The following is a 20,527-nucleotide window of genomic DNA, read 5'->3' as shown; positions in this document are numbered from 1 at the left end:
TCTGAATACTCAGACAGCCTTTTGTTGCCATGCATCCGGCAAAAGATCCCGGGATTTTTTGAAAAGGGATTTTTACCGGGTGTGAAGAGAAACATTCAGGAGGTTACTAATTTATGAATCCCAATCATCTGAACGCATATGAAGTCCTGAAGGAAGAAGATCTTCAGGATATTCATTCCAAAGGATGGCTTCTCAAACACAAAAAAACAGGAGCCAGAGTCATGCTCATCGAGAACAGCGATGAGAATAAAGTTTTTAACATTGCATTCCGTACACCGCCAAAGAACAGCACCGGTGTTGCCCACATCCTGGAACACAGTGTACTGTGCGGTTCCAGGGAATTTCCGCTTAAGGATCCTTTTGTGGAACTGGTAAAAGGATCTCTCAATACCTTCCTCAATGCCATGACCTACCCGGACAAAACCTGCTACCCTGTAGCCAGCTGTAATGACCGGGATTTCCAGAATCTGATGCATGTGTATCTGGATGCGGTGTTCTACCCGAACATTTACAAAAAAGAGGAGATTTTCCGCCAGGAGGGCTGGAACTATCATCTGGAACAGAAAGAAGGACCGCTGAAGTACAATGGTGTTGTTTACAACGAAATGAAAGGTGCTTTTTCCTCACCGGACGATGTTCTGGAGCGTGAGATCATGAATTCCCTGTTCCCGGATACCACCTATGGCTGTGAGTCCGGCGGAGATCCTGTAAATATCCCAGATCTCAGTTACGAGGAATTCCTGGATTTCCACAGACAGTACTATCATCCGTCCAACAGCTTTATCTATCTCTATGGAAACATGGATATGGAGGAGAAACTGGAGTTTATTGACAGCCATTATCTGTCTGCCTTTGATTCCCTTGCCATTGATTCCCAGATCCGGGATCAGGAAGCTTTTGCCCAGGTAAAAGATATCCAGAAAAATTATCCGGTGTCAGAGGACGAAGGAGAAGAGGATAACACTTATCTTTCCTACAATATGGTTGTGGGCGAGGCAGCAGATATCAACTTAAGTCTTGCTTTCGAAGTCCTGGATTACGCACTTTTAAGCGCACCGGGTGCACCGCTGAAACAGGCACTTCTGGATGCAAAGATCGGCAAGGATATCTATGGCTCCTTTGAGGATGGAATCAAACAGACCTATTTCTCCATCGTGGCAAAGGGAGCCAACTTAAGCCAGAAAGAGGAATTTGTCAAAGTGATCCGTGACACCCTCACAAAGATCATGGAGGAAGGTATCGACAAGAAGGCAGTAACAGCCGGAATCAACTACTACGAATTCCGTTTCCGTGAGGCAGATTTCTCTTCCTATCCGAAGGGACTGATGTATGGCCTGGATATTTTAAGCAGCTGGCTTTATGACGATACAAAGCCGTTCTGTGAAGTACAGCTTCTTGAGGGATTTGAGTTCCTCAAAAAAGCTCTGGAAGAGGGATATTTTGAGGATCTGATCCGTAAATATCTTCTGGATAATACCCATGGCGCGATCCTTTCCCTGGTACCGGAGAAAGGCCTTGCTGCTAAGAGAGACAAAGAACTGGAAGAAAAACTGGAGAATTACAGAAAGAGCCTTTCTGATGAAGAGCTTACCCGGATGGTAGAGAATACAAAAGCCCTGGAAGCTTATCAGGAATCCGAGGAAGATCCGGAAGCACTGACCTGTATCCCGATGCTTTCCAGAGAAGATATCAAAAAAGAGATCACAGGACTGACAAATGAGGAACATTACGTAGATGACAGCCTGTTTCTGTATCATGATGTATGCACCAATGGAATCGGTTATGCAGATCTTCTTTTTGAGATCCATGACTTTGATGTAAATACTGTCCATTATCTGGGACTTTTAAAATCTGTGCTTGGAGCAGTGGATACAGAAAACTACAGTTATGGTGAACTGTTCAATGAGGTGAATGCGAGAACCGGCGGTATTGCCTATGGAATCGAGGTTTTTGATGATGCCCAGGATACCGATGCGTTCCGTGCCATGTTTGCTGTAAGAGGCAAAGCTTTGTATCCGGAGATGGATTTCATGTTCTCCATGATCCGTGAAGTTCTTACAACTTCCAAACTTACAGACACCAAACGTCTCTATGAGATCATTGCCAGAGTGAAATCCAGAGCCCAGGCCAGCCTTGCAAGTGCAGGCCATTCCACCGCCGTTCTCCGCGGTGCTTCCTATGCATCCCCGATGGCTGCCTTCCAGGATGAGATGGCAGGGATCGGATATTATCAGTTTATCGAAAAACTGGAAAAAGATTTTGACAGCTGCAAGGACGAGATCGTAAAAAATCTCCGCAAAGTGATGGAGGAGGTTCTTCGTCCGGAGAATTTCTGTGTAAGCTACACCGGAGAGAGAGAGTCCCTGGATACAGTGAAAACACAGGCTGCCGAAATTAAGAAAGTCCTGTTTAATGGACAGAAACCGGAGCCCGTGAAACAGGCCCCGTGCGTAAAGAAAAACGAAGCCTTCAAGACATCTGGTCAGGTACAGTATGTGGCACAGAACGGAAACTTCCGCAAAAAAGGCCTGGAATATACCGGTGCGCTGGATATCCTGAAGGTGATCTTAAGTTATGATTATCTCTGGATCAACATCCGCGTCAAAGGCGGCGCTTATGGCTGTATGAGCGGATTTAAGAGAAACGGAGAAAGCTTCCTGGTATCTTACCGTGATCCTCACCTTAAGAGAACCCTGGAAGTATACCAGGGAGTGCCGGATTATATCCGTGCCTTTGAGGCAGACGAGCGTGAGATGACAAAATATATCATCGGAACGATCAGCAACAAGGATGTGCCGAGAACTCCGCAGATGCAGGGAAGTATCTCAAAAACCGCATATTTCTCCAATGTTACAGAGGATATGCTCCAGAAGGAAAGAAATCAGATCCTCGGAGCGCAGAAGGAGGATATCCAGAAATTGGAAGCTCTTGTAGAAGCAGTACTTTCCGATGATCAGATCTGCGTAGTAGGAAGTGAGACTGCAATAGAGAAGGCGGAAGATGTATTCATGGAAGTGAAGCCACTGATCGGCTGATGAGAAACAAAGCCTGCTGTCCGTTAAATGGGATAGCAGGCTGTGAAAGGATTATGAGAGGATAAAGAATGGATAATAATTTTAGATCAGGCTTTGTTGCGATCATCGGAAGACCGAATGTTGGAAAATCCACGCTGATGAACCATCTTATCGGACAGAAGATCGCCATCACATCAAACAAGCCACAGACAACCAGAAACAAGATACAGACCGTATATACCTGTGATGAGGGACAGATCGTATTTTTGGACACACCAGGTATCCACAAGGCAAAAAACAAGCTTGGAGAATACATGGTACAGGTTGCGGAGAGAACCCTGAAGGAAGTAGATGCCATTATGTGGCTGGTGGAGCCGTCCACATTCGTAGGTGCGGGAGAGCGCCACATTGCCGAGCAGCTACAGAAGGTTGGAGTTCCTGTGATTCTCATCATCAACAAGATCGATACGGTAAAAAAAGAAGAGCTTCTTCCTGCAATCGATACCTACCGTAAGATCTGTGATTTTGCAGAGATCATTCCCTGCTCTGCCCTCCGCGGAAAAAACACACAGGATATCATTCCAAGTATTTTCAAATATCTTCCGTACGGACCGATGTTCTATGATGAGGATACAGTTACCGACCAGCCTCAGCGCCAGATCGCCGCAGAGATCATCCGTGAGAAGGCTCTGCATGCACTGGATGAGGAGATCCCTCACGGAATCGCCGTTGCCATCGACCGGATGAAGAAACGTCCGGGAAGAAGCAACATCATAGATATTGATGCGACCATCATCTGCGAGCGTAATTCCCACAAAGGCATCATCATCGGAAAACAGGGTGCCATGCTGAAAAAGATCGGAAGCAATGCCCGCTATGAGCTGGAGCGTATGCTGGAAGCAAAGGTAAACCTAAAGCTCTGGGTCAAGGTGACTAAGAACTGGAGAGACAGTGATTTCCTGATCAAGAACTTTGGATATGATAAGAAAGAAATCTGAAAATGAGTGATCTGATTACCGTACAGGGAGTGGTGCTTTCTGCCATGCCGGTAGGCGACTATGACAAGCGGATCGTCCTTCTCACAAGAGAGAGGGGAAAGATTTCCGCCTTTGCCAAGGGAGCAAGGCGGCAGAACAGTCCGTTTATGGCAGCAGCCAATCCGTTTGTATTCGGAAGTTTTACCCTTTATGAGGGAAGGACAAGTTATAATCTCAACCAGGTCAGCGTACAGCATCATTTTGTGGAACTGGCCACCCAGCAGCCGGGAGTTTACTACGGATATTATTTTCTGGAGCTGGCAGACTATTTTGGCAAAGAGGGAGCGGATGAGAAGGAAATGATGAATCTTCTCTATGTGACCATCAAAGCCATTTTGAATCCTCATATAGAAGACCGGCTGGTGCGCTGTATCTATGAACTGCGGACTATGGTGATCCAGGGCGTGATGCCGCAGCTGTTCCAGTGTGCGGGCTGCGGGAGAGAGCTTACGGAGGAAGAAACCGGAGAACTTTTTTTCTCCCAGGACGAGCATGGGATCCTGTGTGCAGACTGCAGCAGGATGGCCATGGACAGGAAACGGATCTCAGCGGCTGCCCTGTATGCCATGCGTTACATAGCCGTGTCCCCCCTGGCAAAGCTGTATACGTTTACAGTGCGGGATGATGTGCTGCGGGAACTGGAACGCCACATTTACCGGTATACGGAGCTGAATACAGACAAGCGGTTTAAAAGTCTGGAGATCCTGGAAATGATGAGATAGATCCCTGCCAGCTGCGGAATAACTGTAACGATTTATTTTTCAAAAGCAGGACAGGATGCAATGCAAATGGAAATATCCTTGAAAAATCATGAGGATACTAGTATAATAAGACCAAAAATGTAAAAAAGCAGCTTTTTCCGGAGCTTTCCGGACGCATTTGGCGGAACAGCTGCAAGTCAAGAGGAGAGAAATCATGGAAAAGACAATGGAAAAGATCGTAGCTCTTGCAAAAGCCAGAGGATTTGTTTACCCGGGTTCCGAGATCTACGGCGGCCTGGCAAACACATGGGATTATGGAAATCTCGGTGTAGAGCTTAAAAATAACGTAAAACGTGCATGGTGGCAGAAATTCATTCAGGAGTCTCCGTACAATGTAGGTGTTGACTGTGCGATCCTTATGAACCCGCAGACATGGATCGCTTCCGGACATCTTGGCGGATTTTCTGATCCTCTTATGGACTGTAAAGAGTGCCACGAGCGTTTCCGTGCAGATAAGCTCATTGAGGACTTTTGTGCAGAGCATGACATTGCCATTGAGGGAAGCGTAGATGCATGGTCCCAGGAGAAGATGATGGACTTCATCAAAGAACACGAGGTAGGATGTCCGAGCTGTGGTAAACACAACTTCACAGATATCCGTCAGTTCAACCTGATGTTCAAGACATTCCAGGGTGTTACCGAAGATGCCAAGAATACTGTATATTTAAGACCGGAGACTGCACAGGGTATTTTCGTAAACTTCAAGAACGTACAGAGAACATCTCGTAAAAAGATTCCGTTTGGTATCGGCCAGATCGGTAAATCCTTCCGTAACGAGATCACACCGGGTAACTTCACATTCCGTACCCGTGAGTTCGAGCAGATGGAGCTTGAGTTCTTCTGCGAGCCGGATACAGATCTTGAGTGGTTTGCATACTGGAAGAAGTTCTGCCTTGACTGGCTGAGTGCTCTCGGACTTAAGGATGATGAGGTTCGTTACCGTGACCATGATAAGGAAGAGCTGAGCTTCTACAGCAAGGCTACCACAGATGTGGAATTCCTTTTCCCATTCGGATGGGGTGAGCTCTGGGGAATCGCTGACAGAACAGATTATGATCTGACACAGCATCAGAATGTATCCGGCCAGGATCTCACATACTTTGATGATGAGAAGAAACAGAAATATATCCCATACGTTATCGAGCCATCACTTGGAGCAGACCGTATGGTACTTGCTTTCCTCTGCAGCGCTTACGATGAGGAAGTTCTGGATGAAGAGAAGAACGATGTCCGTACAGTCCTTCATTTCCATCCGGTGCTTGCACCGGTTAAGATCGGTGTGCTTCCGCTTTCCAAGAAGCTTAACGAGGGTGCTGAGAAGATCTACCAGCAGCTTTCCAAGAAGTACAACTGTGAGTACGATGATCGTGGAAATATCGGTAAACGTTACCGCAGACAGGATGAGATCGGTACTCCGTTCTGTATCACTTATGACTTCGAGTCTGAGAATGACGGTGCAGTTACAGTCCGTGACCGTGACACTATGGAGCAGGTACGTGTGAAGATCGATGAGCTTGATGCATACTTTGCTGATAAATTTACATTTTAAGTAAATACATTTTTTAATAAAAAACCTCCGGCTATTTTCTGGCCGGAGGCTTTTTTCAATAAGTCTGTTTTTCATTCGCCAGTTTCTTGGCGACATTCCGTATACATTTTTGAAAGCCCGGGAAAAATGCAGCTGATTGGGATATCCGACTGCATTTCCGATATCTGCGATAGACAGGGCTGTGATCTTAAGAAGTTCTGCAGCTTTGGTCATGCGATAGCTGATCAGGAATTCCTGGGGAGAACGTCCGATGGTGTCGTGGAAGATCTTACCGAAGTAGCTTCGGTTCAGGCCGCAGCAGGCTGCGATATCCTCAATGGAAATATCATTCTGGAAATTCTGTTCAATAAAAGAGAGCGCCTCCTTGATATAAAAATCACGGATACTTCCATCCTGTTTCATGCGGACAGTTTCAGTAGAGCGCATAAAGTAATCCAGAAAAAGCCAGGTATGTCCGATAAGATGAAAGGGTGATTCCTGGGAATTATGGCTGATATAAAGCATTTCCTCCATCATTTTCTGGCGGAGATCTGCAGAGTGGCTGTGATAGACCGGATGGTCCGGACTTAAACCTGCAGTTTCCACGATCTCTTTTGCCCGGAGCCCGTCAAATTCCACCCAGGTGTACTCCCATGGAAAGTCGGTATCTGCAATGTAAGTGTTGATCTGACCGGGAAAAAGCATGAAACCCTGGCCGCTTTTTACCTGATAGGTGATGGTCTCTCCTGCGGAATTGTCTGCCATCAGAGTTCCTGTACCGGAGATCACATAATGAAAAATATAATGGTTTCGTGCTGCCGGGCCGAATGAATGTGCCGGAGCGCAGTGCTCCCAGCCATATTGGTATAGTCCGATATCAACAAAGTTTTCATTTGGAAAAACGGAGAAGAGAAGGTCATTCATATTTTTATCCTTTAGGCGTATGATTTTGTCTGGTTTCAGTAACATTATATATTAAAACATCAGGGAACATCAATATATGTATAAAAATGCAATTACAAAAACAGCCTGTAAAATATACAAAAAAGAGAAAAATAATCGAGAAAACTTTGTGAGAAAATTAAGTTTCGCGAGAAACCTATTGATTTTCGATGAATCAGGAATATACTAATTTTAGATAAAAGTAGTGATATAGGTATAGAATATATCAAAATGCTAGATGACTTTAATGAAGACAGAGAAAAATTGCATTTTGATATAAAACAAGAAAAACGCTGCTATTTATGCAAGCATAAAGCTATGTTAAAATAGCTTTCAGAAAAAAGAAACCAGAGAATAAGTATTGGAGAACCCGAAATAACCATTTTAGCTAAAACGGGTGATATCCGACTTATCAAATAAAGGGAAAAGGAAGGAGAATAACAAGATGCGCAACAGAAGTAAATGGATCCTCTGTATGGGACTTGCCTTTACCATGGCAGCTTCCGTTACATTGAGCGGATGCAGCACAGGTAAAAAGGACAGCGGAAAGACAGAGATCGAACTTGTGCAGTATAAACCGGAAGCGGTTAAGGCATTTGAAAAACTGGAAGAAAAATTCAATGCCATTCATGATGATATCCATCTTACCATCGAATCACCAAACGATGCTATGACTGTATTGAAGACAAGATTTATCCGTGAGGATAATCCGGATATCATTGGAATCGGAGGCGATGTTAACTTTTCCAATTTTATTGATTCTGATATGCTGATGGATATTTCCGATTATCAGGGACTGGATTCGATCAAAGATGCATATAAAGAAATTGATAAAGCGCTGGAATTCGTTCCGGAAGACGGAGTCTATGCGGTTCCTTACGTGGCCAATGCCGCTGGAATCCTTTACAATCGTGAGCTTTTCAAGGAGCATGGCTGGCAGATCCCGACTACATGGGATGAATTTATGAGCCTTTGCCAGGAAATTCAGGATGCAGGTATCCAGCCGCTTTATTTCGGATTTAAAGATACCTGGACCTGTCTTGCACCGTGGAATTCTATTGCGGTAGATCTTGCACCAGCCGATGTATGCCGCCAGGTAAACCAGGGAAACACTACTTTTGCAAAAGAGTATAAGGAAGTAGCAGACCGTATGCTGGAGCTTATCCAGTATGGACCGGATGATCCCTTTGCCTATGATTACAATGGAGCCTGCACCGCTTTTGCAAAAGGGGAGGCTGCCATGTATCCCATCGGAAGCTATGCGATCCCACAGATCCAGAGTGTAAATCCGGATATGGATATTGATTCTTTTGTAACACCGGCAAGCAATGATCCGTCAGAAAACAAACTGAATTCCGGAGTTGACCTTCAGTTCTGTGTGATGGATGACTGTGAGAATAAGGAAGCTGCATATGAAGTGCTGGATTTCCTTCTTGAGGATGAGAATATACAGACATATCTGGATGACCAGAAGGCAGTTCCCTGTAAAGAGGGTGATTTCACACTTCCCTCTACGCTGGATGGTATGAAGGAATACATAGAAGAGGGAAGGATGGCCGACTACCAGGATCATTATTATCCTACAGAGATGGCTGTGGATGCACAGATCCAGACCTTCCTGATGAAAAAGGATAAAGATGCATTCCTGAAAAAATTTGATACAGACTGGACAAGATATAACCGTGACATTATCCGTAAAGTACAGGACTATGAGGAGAAGAACGGGGAAGGAGAGAACTGATCATGGGAAAAAAATCTATGAGTGGAAGAAAGCTGACCTTTCTTCTGATCACCATTCCGATCGTGGCATTATTTTTCTGCTTTAACACACTGCCTCTGATCAAGGGTGTGATCTACAGCTTTACGAACTTTAAAGGCTATGGAAGCTATGACTGGGTAGGACTTCGAAACTATAAGGATCTTTTTACAGACAGCCGTGTTGGCGGTTCCTATCTGTTTACCTTTAAGCTGGCCATCGTGGCAACTATCGTAACGAATGTACTCAGCCTGATCCTGGCACTTGGACTGAACAGCAAGATCCGTTTCAAGAGTGCAATGCGTGGAGCTTATTTTATTCCTAATGTACTTGGCGCACTGGTCGTAGGATATATTTTCAATTATTTTTTTACATATATCCTGCCTGCATTCGGAAAGATGATCGGAAATAAAACATTGTCTTCCAGCATGCTTTCCAGTACGAGCCTTGCATGGGTAGCCATCGTGATCGTTTGTGCATGGCAGTCCATCGCAATGAATACCATTATCTATATTTCGGGCCTCCAGACAGTGCCGGAGGATGTATACGAGGCAGGAGCTATTGACGGTGCTACCGGATTCAGTAAGTTCCGTTACCTGACATTCCCGCTGATCGTTCCGTTTTTCAGCATCAACATGGTTCTTTGTGTGAAAAACTTCCTGATGGTATTTGATCAGATCATGGCTTTGACAAAGGGTGGTCCTGCACAGAGTACAGAATCTATTTCTTACCTGATCTATAACAATGGTATGAGTGGAGGGCAGTTTGGATTCCAGAGTGCCAATGCGGTTATATTCTTTATTGTGATCGTGATCATTTCTGCAGTGCAGTTGACTATCACAGGGAAAAAGGAGGAGCAGCTGTAATGAAAACGAAAGTAAGAGAAAAAGCGAACTGGCCGGTAACGATCCTTCTGATCCTTGGCCTTATCACAGTGGTATTTCCGCTTTATATGACAATTGTGATCGCATTCAAGCAGCCGACAGAGATGACCAACAGTGTAGCCGGGATCCTGTCTCTGCCAGAGAAATTCAGTCTTGCCAATTTCAGGGAAGCTATGGAGGTAACAGACTTCTGGCATTCTCTTGGAAACAGTGTATTGATCACTGTGATCACAGTGGTTCTTGCTATTGTAATTCATTCACTTTTAGGTTATGCTATAGCCAGAAATAAGAGAAGTAAATTTTATAAATTTATCTATCTCTATGTAGTGAGCGGTATGTTTGTTCCGTTTGCTATCCTGATGATGCCGCTTGTAAAGCAGACTGCTGAGATGGGCCTTGATAACAAAGTCGGTGTGATCATTCTTTACACGGTATTTTATATGCCTATGAACGTGCTTCTTTATTCCGGATATCTGACAAACATTCCAATGGCCCTTGAGGAGGCTGCCTGTGTGGATGGAGCCAGCACCTGGAAAACATATTGGAAGATCATCTTTCCGATCATGAAGCCGATGCATGCCACAGTGGCAGTTCTGACAGCACTTGGAACCTGGAATGATGTTATGACTCCATTGGTTATCATGTCCGGATCTACGGGTGGAACCACATTGCCTCTGGCACAGCTGAATTTCCAGACTCAGTTCGGAACAAACTATAACCTTGCGTTTGCCTCTTATCTGCTGGCACTGCTTCCGATCCTTCTGTTTTATCTGATCTGCCAGAAGCACATTTTAAATGGTGTTGTAAACGGTGCCGTAAAATAAAAACACAAGAAAAAGGAGGATTCACATATGGGAATCATCTACTGCGAGAAAGACAGAACGTTTACCCTGCAGACAAAAGAAACTACATATCAGATGCAGGTGGATCAGTACGGATTTCTTCTTCATCTCTATTATGGTAAAAAGGCAGAAGGCTGCATGGATTATCTTCTGACCTACTATGACAGAGGATTTTCCGGAAATCCCTATGATGCGGGAACAGACAGAACCTATTCCATGGACTCTCTTCCACAGGAGCTTTCCTGCTACGGAAACGGAGATTTCCGCAGTGCATCACTGATGCTGGAAAACGGTGACGGAAGCATGAGCTGTGATATGCGTTACAAGAACTATACTATCCGTGACGGTAAATACAGCCTTCCGGGGCTTCCGGCGGTTTATGCGGATAATGAGGAGGCACAGACACTGGAGATCGTTCTGGAGGATCCGGCTACCGGCGTGGAGGCCATGCTTCTTTACGGTGTACTTCCGGAACTGGATATCATTACAAGAAGCGTCTATGTCCGCAATCAGAGCAGTGAGAAGATCTATGTGAACAAGGTGATGTCCGCAGAACTGGATTTTCTTTACGGAGATTATGACCTGCTTACTTTTTACGGAAGACATGCCATGGAGCGGAATCTGCAGAGAGTACCGGTGGCTCATGGAAGTCAGATGATCGGCAGTGTCCGTGGCACATCCAGCCATCAGTATAATCCGATGATGATCCTGGCAGAGAAGGACACAACAGAGGATCATGGAGGCTGCTATGCTATGTCCTTTGTATACAGTGGGAATTTCCAGGGTGAGGTTCTTAAAGATCAGTACAATCAGACAAGAATGCTCCTTGGTGTACAGGAGGAGTGCTTCCGGTATCCGCTGGAAGCCGGGGAGACCTTCTATGCACCTGAGGTGATCTTAAGCTACACAGATCAGGGAATGAACCGTCTTTCCCAGAATCTGCACAGTTGCATCCGTCATCATATCTGCCGTGGTAAATATAAGACAGAGGTCCGTCCGGTGCTGGTAAACAGCTGGGAGGCAGCATATTTTGATTTTACAGGGGAGACTTTATATAATCTGGCAAAAGAGGCAAGGAGCCTTGGTATCGATATGCTGGTTCTGGATGACGGCTGGTTTGGAAAACGTGACGATGACAACAGTGGTCTTGGGGACTGGTATGTCAATGAGAAGAAGCTTGGAGAGACTCTCGGCGGACTGGTAAAAAGAGTCAATGACCTTGGAGTGAAATTCGGTATCTGGATCGAGCCTGAGATGATCTCTGAGGACAGTGATCTTTACCGTGAGCATCCGGACTGGGCACTTACGATTCCGGGAAGAAAACCAGTGAGATCCAGAAATCAGCTGGTACTTGATTTTTCCAGAAAAGAAGTTGTAGACGGAATCTTCGGACAGATCAGTGCGGTATTGGATAATGCCAATATTGAGTACGTTAAATGGGACATGAATCGAAGCCTGATGGATGTATTTTCCGTAATGACAAAGGAACAGGGACGTGTAATGTATGATTATGTCCTGGGATTGTACGATTTTCTGGACCGTATGGTGAACCGTTATCCGGATCTTCTGATCGAGGGTTGCAGCGGCGGCGGCGGAAGATTTGACGCAGGCATGCTGTATTACACACCGCAGATCTGGTGCAGCGACAACTCCGATGCTATTGACAGGCTTCGGATCCAGTATGGCACTTCCTTCGGATATCCGGTATCGGCCATGGGAGCACATGTGTCTGCAGTGCCGAACCATCAGACAGGAAGGATCACCCCGTTACATACCAGAGGTGTGGTTGCCATGTCCGGAACCTTCGGCTACGAGCTGGATCTTCTGAAGCTGACTGAGGAAGAAAAAGATGAGGTCCGCAGCCAGATCGGGGAATTCTGTAAATATGCGCCACTGATCCAGAACGGGCGGTACTATCGCCTGACAGATCCGTTTAAGAGTGAGGTCTGTGCATGGGAGATTGTAGGAAATTCTCAGGAAGAAGTTCTGCTCAATGTTGTCATGGAGGAGATCCATGGAAATATGACTGTGAATTATGTGCAGCTTCGCGGCCTTGATGAGAGTGCACTTTATAAGGAACAGACTACCGGCAGGATCTATTCCGGAGCTGCTCTGATGCATGGTGGAATGCCGCTTCCTGCAGAGTTTGGGGAGTACAGAGCTTATCAGTATCATTTTGTGAGAGAATAAGAGCGTATTGAGACAGTAAGATAAATAAAAGGATCCGTCATACAGACAGCTGAAAAAGCCGATGTATGGCGGATCTTTTTTATCATAGCTCAGTGTACGGTGATCTGATAGCTCTTGATAAATTCCTCATCCGGTTTCAGCACATTGATATTTGCTTTTTCGGAAAGAGGTTTTTCAAAACCACAGTCATCACAGCGTCCCATCCACGGCTCCAGGCATACGAAGGGAGCACCGGGTACGGACCAGATACCGAAATTCGGGAAGCCCTCACTGGTAAGTGTCAGATATGGAGTTCCGTCCGGGAAGAGGATACCGGCCTTTTGGATCTGGCCGTTATCAAAAACAAGAGCGTCTTTATCAAACATATGAGGAGCAATGGAACAGGTTCCGTTTTCAAGGGAAAGTGTATGTGGTTCGTCAGCAAGGACTGTTCCTACAGACGTATCGATAAGGAGATAGGTAAGAGTGTCCAGGCCTTCAAAAGCAAGACGGTAATCACTCTGGGATTCGCCTTCACGTACCGGAACACGGAATGCCGGATGGCCGCCGATGGTAAAATACATAGTTTCAGAATCATTATTAACTACTTCCCAGCATACTTCCAGGTCGTGCTTCTTCAGAGTGTAGGTGATCTTCAGAGCGAAAGCAAACGGATAAACATTCAAGGTTTCTTCAGAGGACTTAAGGACAAAGGAAAGGGAAGTATCGGTGATATCCGTGCAGATAAAATCGCTGTCCCTTGCAAAGCCGTGCTGGCTGGAAGGATATTCCTTTCCGTTCAGACGCCAGATATCTTTGTAGTTACGTCCCACGTTGGGAAAAAGTACAGGCGCATGGCGTTTCCAGTAAGCCGGATCTGCCTGCCAGAGGATCTCCCTGTCATTAGTCTTGTCATAGATGCCGGTGAGTTCAGCACCGTGATCGGAAACGGAAATTTTAAGAAAGCTGTTTTCAATCGTTCGTGTCATGATAAACCTCCTGTATGACAGCATTCGGGTAATATTACCTCGGAATTGCTGCATGTTTTTTTTCTATTTTAGCACATTTTTCAGATGATAACGAGAAAAATACAATCTGTGAAAAATATAACTGGAAAATCTGTCATATTTCACAAGAGAAATTGCTGTTTTTTGGAAGAATAACCTTGACTAATGAAGGATAAATCTATAAAATAATTATGTGCGTAGAAAACATACATTTTTTATGTTTTAAAGAACAATAATTAGGAGGAAAATGTAAAATGGCAAAATGGGTTTACATGTTTACAGAAGGTAATGCTACTATGAGAAATCTTCTGGGCGGCAAAGGTGCCAACCTTGCTGAGATGACAAACCTCGGTCTTCCTGTACCGCAGGGCTTCACAATCACAACAGAGGCCTGCACACAGTACTACGAGGATGGCAGATCCATCAACGATGAGATCATGGCTCAGATCATGGAAGCAATTACCAAGATGGAAGGAGTTACCGGTAAGAAATTCGGTGACAAAGAAAATCCTCTGCTTGTATCCGTTCGTTCTGGTGCGAGAGCATCTATGCCTGGTATGATGGACACAATCCTCAACCTTGGTTTAAATGAAGAAGTTGTTAACACTCTTGCTGAGAAATCCGGCAATGAGCGTTGGGCTTGGGACTGCTACAGAAGATTCATCCAGATGTATTCTGACGTAGTTATGGAAGTTGGTAAGAAATACTTCGAGGAGCTCATCGATGAGATGAAAGCTAAGAGAGGTGTTAAGCAGGACGTTGAGCTTACAGCTGCTGACCTGCATGAGCTTGCTGACCAGTTCAAAGCTGAGTATAAATCCAAAATCGGTTCTGATTTCCCAACTGATCCGAAGGAGCAGCTGGTAGGTGCGATCAAAGCCGTATTCCGTTCCTGGGACAACCCACGTGCGAACGTATATCGTCGTGACAACGATATCCCATATTCCTGGGGTACAGCTGTTAACGTACAGATGATGGCATTCGGTAACATGGGTGATGACTGTGGTACAGGTGTTGCCTTCACACGTGACCCTGCTACAGGTGCTAACGGTCTGTTCGGTGAGTTCCTTACCAATGCACAGGGCGAGGACGTAGTTGCTGGTGTTCGTACACCTATGCACATCTCCGAGATGGAGCAGAAGTTCCCGGAAGCATTCGTACAGTTCAAACAGGTTTGCGAGACTCTTGAGAAACATTACAGAGACATGCAGGATATGGAGTTTACTGTAGAGCATGGTAAACTGTATATGCTTCAGACACGTAATGGTAAGAGAACTGCACAGGCTGCTCTTAAGATCGCTTGTGACCTCGTTGATGAGGGAATGAGAACTGAGGAAGAGGCTGTTGCAATGATCGATCCTCGTAACCTTGATACACTTCTTCATCCGCAGTTCGATGCAGCTGCTCTTAAAGCTGCTACACCGATGGGCAAAGGTCTTGGTGCTTCTCCAGGAGCTGCTTGCGGTAAGATCGTATTCTCTGCAGAGGACGCTGTTGAGTGGGCTGCAAGAGGAGAGAAAGTTGTTCTTGTTCGTCTTGAGACATCCCCAGAGGATATCACAGGTATGAAAGCTGCTCAGGGTATCCTGACAGTTCGTGGTGGTATGACATCTCACGCAGCCGTAGTTGCTCGTGGTATGGGATCCTGCTGTGTATCCGGATGTGGCGACATCGCTATGGATGAGGAGAACAAGAAATTTACACTTGCTGGTAAAGAGTTCCATGAGGGAGATGCAATCTCCATCGATGGTACAACAGGTAACATCTATGACGGACTTATCCCGACTGTAGATGCTAAGATCGCTGGTGAGTTCGGACGTATCATGGGATGGGCTGACAAGTACAGAACAATGAAAGTTCGTACAAACGCTGATACTCCTGCTGATGCTAAGAAAGCTCGTGAGCTTGGTGCAGAGGGAATCGGTCTTTGCCGTACAGAGCATATGTTCTTCGAGGGCAACAGAATCGATGCATTCCGTGAGATGATCTGCTCTGAGACAGTAGAGGAGAGAGAAGCAGCACTTGCTAAGATCCTTCCGGAGCAGCAGGGAGACTTCGAGAAACTCTATGAGGCACTTGAAGGAAATCCTGTAACAATCCGTTTCCTTGATCCGCCACTTCATGAGTTCGTTCCTACAGAGGAAGAGGACATCAAGAAACTGGCTGACGCTCAGGGCAAGACTGTTGAGCAGATCAAGACAATCATCGCTTCCCTTCACGAGTTCAACCCGATGATGGGACATCGTGGATGCCGTCTTGCTGTTACTTACCCAGAGATCGCTAAGATGCAGACAAGCGCTGTTATCCGTGCAGCTATCAACGTTAAGAAGAATCATCCGGATTGGAACATCAAACCGGAGATCATGATTCCGCTTGTTGGTGACATCAAAGAGCTTAAATATGTTAAGAAATTCGTTGTAGAGACAGCAGATGCTGAGATCAAAGCAGCAGGTTCTGACCTTGAGTACGAGGTTGGTACTATGATCGAGATCCCGAGAGCAGCTCTTACAGCTGATGATATCGCTAAAGAGGCTGACTTCTTCTGCTTCGGTACAAACGACCTTACACAGATGACATACGGATTCTCCCGTGATGATGCTGGTAAGTTCCTTAACGCATACTATGATGCTAAGATCTTCGAGAACGATCCATTCGCTAAACTTGATCAGGTTGGCGTTGGTAAACTTATGAAGATGGCAATCCAGCTTGGAAAACCGGTTAACCCGAAACTTCACGTAGGTATCTGCGGTGAGCACGGCGGAGATCCGTCTTCCGTAGAGTTCTGCAACGAGATCGGACTTGACTATGTATCCTGCTCACCGTTCCGTGTACCGATCGCTCGTCTTGCAGCAGCACAGGCAGCAATCGCTAAGAAGAACGCCTAAGCAGAACTTCATATTGCTTCAAGGCTGAAACTTCAGCCTGATCAAGCATAGAAAGCTTCTGGCAGTCTGTAGAAATACAGATTGTCAGGAGCTTTTTTTATACAGGGGAAAGAACCATGAAAAAGAAAATTTTTATTATCACAGGAATGATTCTGTGTATCCTGGCAGGAATAGTTATCGTGCCTTCCGTGATCAGAACCAGACAGGCAGTAAAAGAATTTGAAAAAGATTTTCATGCATCCGCCAATTCCGGGGCAGATTCTGCGGGGATAGATTCTGAAGATGAGCCAGCTGCGGAGAACGAAGAAGTTTCAGAGGAAGAAGAGAAGAAAGCGTTTGAGCTGGATACGTATTTGGATCACAGAGATATGACTCACCGGTTGTATATTTACGACATGGATTATATTGAAAAGGCCATTTCCTTTGAGAAAAAAAGCCTTCAGGATTTTGAGGAGGTGATCAGGCAGAATCCGAAAATCCCGGATAAATTCAAACCACTTATGGAAGAATACTGCAAATGTGTGTTTGAAAAATATCCGGATGTGGAACTTCGTCCTTTTTATCAGAATCTTCAGAGCCTGGAAGTTGTGGAATGTACAGAGGATGAACTGTTAAAAGTCAGCTGGGATGTTTATTCCTGCGGATGTTACGTGAAATCAGAGAATAAGATTTATGTGCTGAAAGATAAAGAATACGAAGAAGGAACCTGGGATTATCAGGTGATCTTCCATGAACTGAGCCATTGTCTGCGGGACAGCCATTATACAGATGAAGACGGAAACAAAGTATACATTCAATTTGCCGGACTGAATTATTATGATGTTCCCAATGCGGAGGCAATCAATTCCCTGTTTGCGGTCAGCCTTTTTGATTATGAGGAAAACGATATTGCCTATCAGATGCAGAGCAATGCCCATAAAATAATGATCGAATGTATGGACAATTATTCTCTGGATGATTATGTGAATCACAGTCTTGGATATTACGCAAAACAGCTGGATGAATATAATCAGGATGACAACTATGCAACGACGATCCTGACGCTGATGGATGAGCAATATCATGATTACTACGATGAAAAGACGGCAGAGAACCCGGAAAAATATTATCCGATCTATGATTATATTTCCAACATGTATCTGGGAAAACATCTGAAAGCAGGGATGAGCCAGGAAGAAGCCAGAGGGATTATGGATGAGATGCTGGAAAAACTCCTCTTTGACGTTCCGGAGGAATATCATATAGACAGAGACCATTTTTATGAGTATCTGGAGAAGTATTATACAGAGAAATTTTCGGCTGCATAACTGAAAGTTTTCTGCTGGGGTGATTCCGGCAGTTTACGAAAAAAAGGATTCATGGTATCATGAAAGAAACAGGGCAGATCATGCCAGAGGATAAGGAGAATTTTATGAACCAGGAATCACAGACACCGCATAAGAGGCGGGTACGATATAAAGGAAAATATCCGAAGAAATTTGAGGAGAAATATAAAGAGCTTCAGCCTGAGAAATATAAAGATACCATTGAACATGTGATCAGCAAGGGGAATACACCGGCTGGAATGCATATTTCCATTATGGTGAAAGAGATCATTGATTTTCTGGAGATCAAGCCGGGGCAGGTTGGATTTGATGCCACACTTGGATACGGTGGACATACCAGAGCTATGCTGGAATGTCTGAAAGGCCAGGGCCATATGTATGCCACAGATGTGGACCCGGAAGAGTCTGCCAAGACCAGAAAACGTCTGGCAGAGCAGGGCTTCGGGGAAGATATCCTGACAATTAAACTCCAGAATTTCTGCACCATTGATGAGATTGCGAAAGAAGTAGGCGGATTTGATTTTATCCTGGCAGATCTCGGAGTATCTTCCATGCAGATCGACAATCCAAAGAGAGGTTTTTCCTTTAAAGTGGACGGACCTCTGGATTTAAGACTGAATCAGGAATCCGGGATCAGTGCGGCGGAACGTTTGGATACCATTTCCAGAGAAGAACTTGCCGGAATGCTGGATGAAAATTCCGATGAGCCGTACTGTGAGGAGATCGCCAAAGCCATCACCGATGAGATCCGTAAGGGCAACCGCATAGATACCACTACGAAACTTCGGGAAGTGATCGAGAAGACTCTGGATTTTCTTCCGGAAAAAGAGAAAAAAGACATGGTCAAAAAAACATGCCAGAGAGTTTTTCAGGCGCTGCGTATTGATGTAAACCGGGAATTCGAGGTTCTCTATGATTTTATGGAAAAACTCCCCGGAGCTCTGAAACCAGGCGGACGTGTGGCAATCCTTACCTTCCATTCCGGAGAAGACAAACTGGTAAAGAAAGCACTGAAACAGGGATACAAAGAAGGAATTTATTCTGATTATTCCAAAGATGTGATCCGACCGTCTGCTCAGGAATGCGCTCAGAATGGACGTGCCAGATCAACGAAGATGCGCTGGGCGATAAAAGCATAAATGATGATCTCCATAAGCCATGGCAAAAAATAAGCCATGGCTTATTTTTTGAAAAAATTACAAATTTCTGTTCTGTATTTTGGAATAATTCCATACAAATTAAAAAATCACTGTGCTATCATGTTAAACAATTACAGTGACCTGGAAAAGTTAAAGATCAGATAAATATTTTTCGGGACACCACGAATTGGAAAGGAAAAAACATGGATATCACACTTGAAACAGCAGCAGATAAGCTGGTAAAAGAAATTTTTGGCGTGAAGCCTGAAGAAACTGTGATCATCACAGCAGATGATGATTCGGATGCATCGGTTGTAGAAGCAGTAAAAAACAGTGCAAAAAATGCAGGAGCACATGCAATGGTAATTTCAGTTCCCACACCAGGGGGAGTAGGAAAAGCAGCAGATCCGGATCTTCCGGTCGATGCGTTAAGTGCAGCACTTCTCTGTGCAGATGTATGGATCGAATTTAATCATCAGTGGCTTCTTTATTCCACACCATTTGAGCGTGCAGAAGCAGAGAACAAAAAAATGCGTTACATGTGTCTGGTAGATTTTAACCCTGACCTCATGATCCGTACCATCGGCAATGTGGAGACAGAGCAGCTCAAAAAATTTATGCTTGCGATCACTGAAAAAACAAAAAATGCAAAGAACATGCGTGTCACAACTCCGGCTGGATGTGATATATCATTTGAAATCGATCCTGGCCATTATACAGCATGTGACTGCGGAAACGCAACAGTACCAGGAATCCATATGCTTACAGGACAGATCAATGTTGTGCCGCGATTTGGAAGCATCAATGGCGTGATCGTTTTTGACGGATCTGTAACCCCACCTTTTGGAACCACACCGGATGCGCCGATCCGTCTTACAATTGAAAACAGTAAAATCGTAAAAATTGAAGGAGGCCGTGATGCAGCCATTTTTGAAGAGCATTTGAAAAGCTTTGAAGATGAGGGAATGTTCAAGCTTGCACATATTGCGTATGGGTTTAATCCAGGAGCGGTTCTTACCGGCAATATTGTGGAGGATGAGCGTGTATGGGGATCCACAGAGTGGGGAATTGGTTATGTCAGCCCATTTGACGCTCCGCCGCACGGACAGGATGCAAAATCCCACTGTGATGGCATTTGCCTGAATTCTTCTGTATGGCTTGATGGTGTACAGATCATGGATGAAGGGAGAATAACAGATCCATATCTGAAAGAGCTGGCTGCATTCAGAGAATAAATA

Annotated in this window: 13 protein-coding genes and 1 pseudogene; 12 read left to right on the top strand and 2 right to left on the bottom strand. The window is 45.0% G+C overall.

Annotated features, from left to right (window positions below; all coding sequences use genetic code 11):
• Positions 1–113 precede the first annotated feature (113 nt).
• The 4 genes from AC04Q6_RS16005 (at position 114) to AC04Q6_RS15990 (ending at position 6,361) form a co-directional block, all read left to right on the top strand.
• A complete protein-coding gene (locus tag AC04Q6_RS16005; protein WP_118071145.1) occupies positions 114–3,035 on the top strand; it encodes an insulinase family protein in 2,922 nt (973 codons plus the stop codon).
• A gap of 68 nt (positions 3,036–3,103) precedes the next feature.
• Entirely contained in the window at positions 3,104–4,012 is a 909-nt protein-coding gene (era, locus tag AC04Q6_RS16000; protein ID WP_015525809.1) for a GTPase Era, read from the top strand.
• Between the two features lie 2 nt (positions 4,013–4,014).
• The gene (gene recO, locus AC04Q6_RS15995; RefSeq protein WP_118071146.1) at positions 4,015–4,773 is read left to right on the top strand and encodes a DNA repair protein RecO; all 759 of its coding nucleotides are present in this window, start codon (positions 4,015–4,017) and stop codon (positions 4,771–4,773) included.
• Positions 4,774–4,966: 193 nt separating this feature from the next.
• Positions 4,967–6,361: a glycine--tRNA ligase gene (locus AC04Q6_RS15990; protein WP_092069375.1), complete on the top strand. Its 1,395-nt coding sequence runs from the start codon at positions 4,967–4,969 to the stop codon at positions 6,359–6,361.
• 60 nt (positions 6,362–6,421) lie between these two features.
• Here the strand turns inward: AC04Q6_RS15990 and AC04Q6_RS15985 are convergent.
• Positions 6,422–7,264, bottom strand: a pseudogene (locus AC04Q6_RS15985) (AraC family transcriptional regulator); the annotation flags it as partial.
• Positions 7,265–7,727: 463 nt separating this feature from the next.
• Between AC04Q6_RS15985 and AC04Q6_RS15980 the strand changes: the two are divergent.
• From AC04Q6_RS15980 to AC04Q6_RS15965, 4 genes are read left to right on the top strand one after another with little or no spacing between them, the layout of a single operon-like run.
• Positions 7,728–9,023, top strand: a complete 1,296-nt coding sequence (locus AC04Q6_RS15980; protein WP_476389773.1) for an extracellular solute-binding protein — start codon at positions 7,728–7,730, stop codon at positions 9,021–9,023.
• Positions 9,024–9,025: 2 nt separating this feature from the next.
• Positions 9,026–9,904, top strand: coding sequence for a carbohydrate ABC transporter permease (locus AC04Q6_RS15975; protein WP_092069381.1), 879 nt, complete (start codon positions 9,026–9,028; stop codon positions 9,902–9,904).
• Positions 9,904–10,746 carry a carbohydrate ABC transporter permease gene (locus AC04Q6_RS15970; RefSeq protein WP_015525816.1) on the top strand — a complete coding sequence of 281 codons (843 nt, stop codon included), beginning with the start codon at positions 9,904–9,906 and terminating at the stop codon, positions 10,744–10,746. Before AC04Q6_RS15975 ends, AC04Q6_RS15970 begins: the two co-directional genes overlap by 1 nt.
• 27 nt (positions 10,747–10,773) lie before the next feature.
• A complete protein-coding gene (locus AC04Q6_RS15965) occupies positions 10,774–12,954 on the top strand; it encodes an alpha-galactosidase (protein ID WP_118071147.1) in 2,181 nt (726 codons plus the stop codon).
• 89 nt (positions 12,955–13,043) lie between these two features.
• Here AC04Q6_RS15965 and AC04Q6_RS15960 read toward each other — a convergent pair whose 3' ends face one another.
• Complete coding sequence (locus tag AC04Q6_RS15960; RefSeq protein ID WP_015525818.1) at positions 13,044–13,922, bottom strand: aldose 1-epimerase family protein; 879 nt, start codon at positions 13,920–13,922, stop codon at positions 13,044–13,046.
• Positions 13,923–14,194: 272 nt separating this feature from the next.
• On the opposite strand from AC04Q6_RS15960, the gene ppdK reads away from it, so the two are divergent.
• The 4 genes from ppdK (at position 14,195) to AC04Q6_RS15940 (ending at position 20,524) form a co-directional block, all read left to right on the top strand.
• Positions 14,195–16,825, top strand: a complete 2,631-nt coding sequence (ppdK, locus tag AC04Q6_RS15955) for a pyruvate, phosphate dikinase (RefSeq protein WP_059085207.1) — start codon at positions 14,195–14,197, stop codon at positions 16,823–16,825.
• A gap of 116 nt (positions 16,826–16,941) precedes the next feature.
• Positions 16,942–18,132, top strand: a complete 1,191-nt coding sequence (locus tag AC04Q6_RS15950; RefSeq protein ID WP_021977539.1) for a hypothetical protein — start codon at positions 16,942–16,944, stop codon at positions 18,130–18,132.
• A gap of 104 nt (positions 18,133–18,236) precedes the next feature.
• The gene (gene rsmH, locus AC04Q6_RS15945) at positions 18,237–19,289 is read left to right on the top strand and encodes a 16S rRNA (cytosine(1402)-N(4))-methyltransferase RsmH (RefSeq protein WP_118071171.1); all 1,053 of its coding nucleotides are present in this window, start codon (positions 18,237–18,239) and stop codon (positions 19,287–19,289) included.
• 203 nt (positions 19,290–19,492) lie between these two features.
• A complete protein-coding gene (locus AC04Q6_RS15940) occupies positions 19,493–20,524 on the top strand; it encodes a 2,5-dihydroxypyridine 5,6-dioxygenase NicX family protein (protein ID WP_021977541.1) in 1,032 nt (343 codons plus the stop codon).
• Positions 20,525–20,527: the final 3 nt, after the last annotated feature.

It is taken from the genome of Blautia sp. HA9023, from assembly GCF_056504095.1.
The sequence above is the reverse complement of the archived record's forward strand: the minus strand, read 5'-3'. Positions and strand labels throughout refer to the sequence as shown.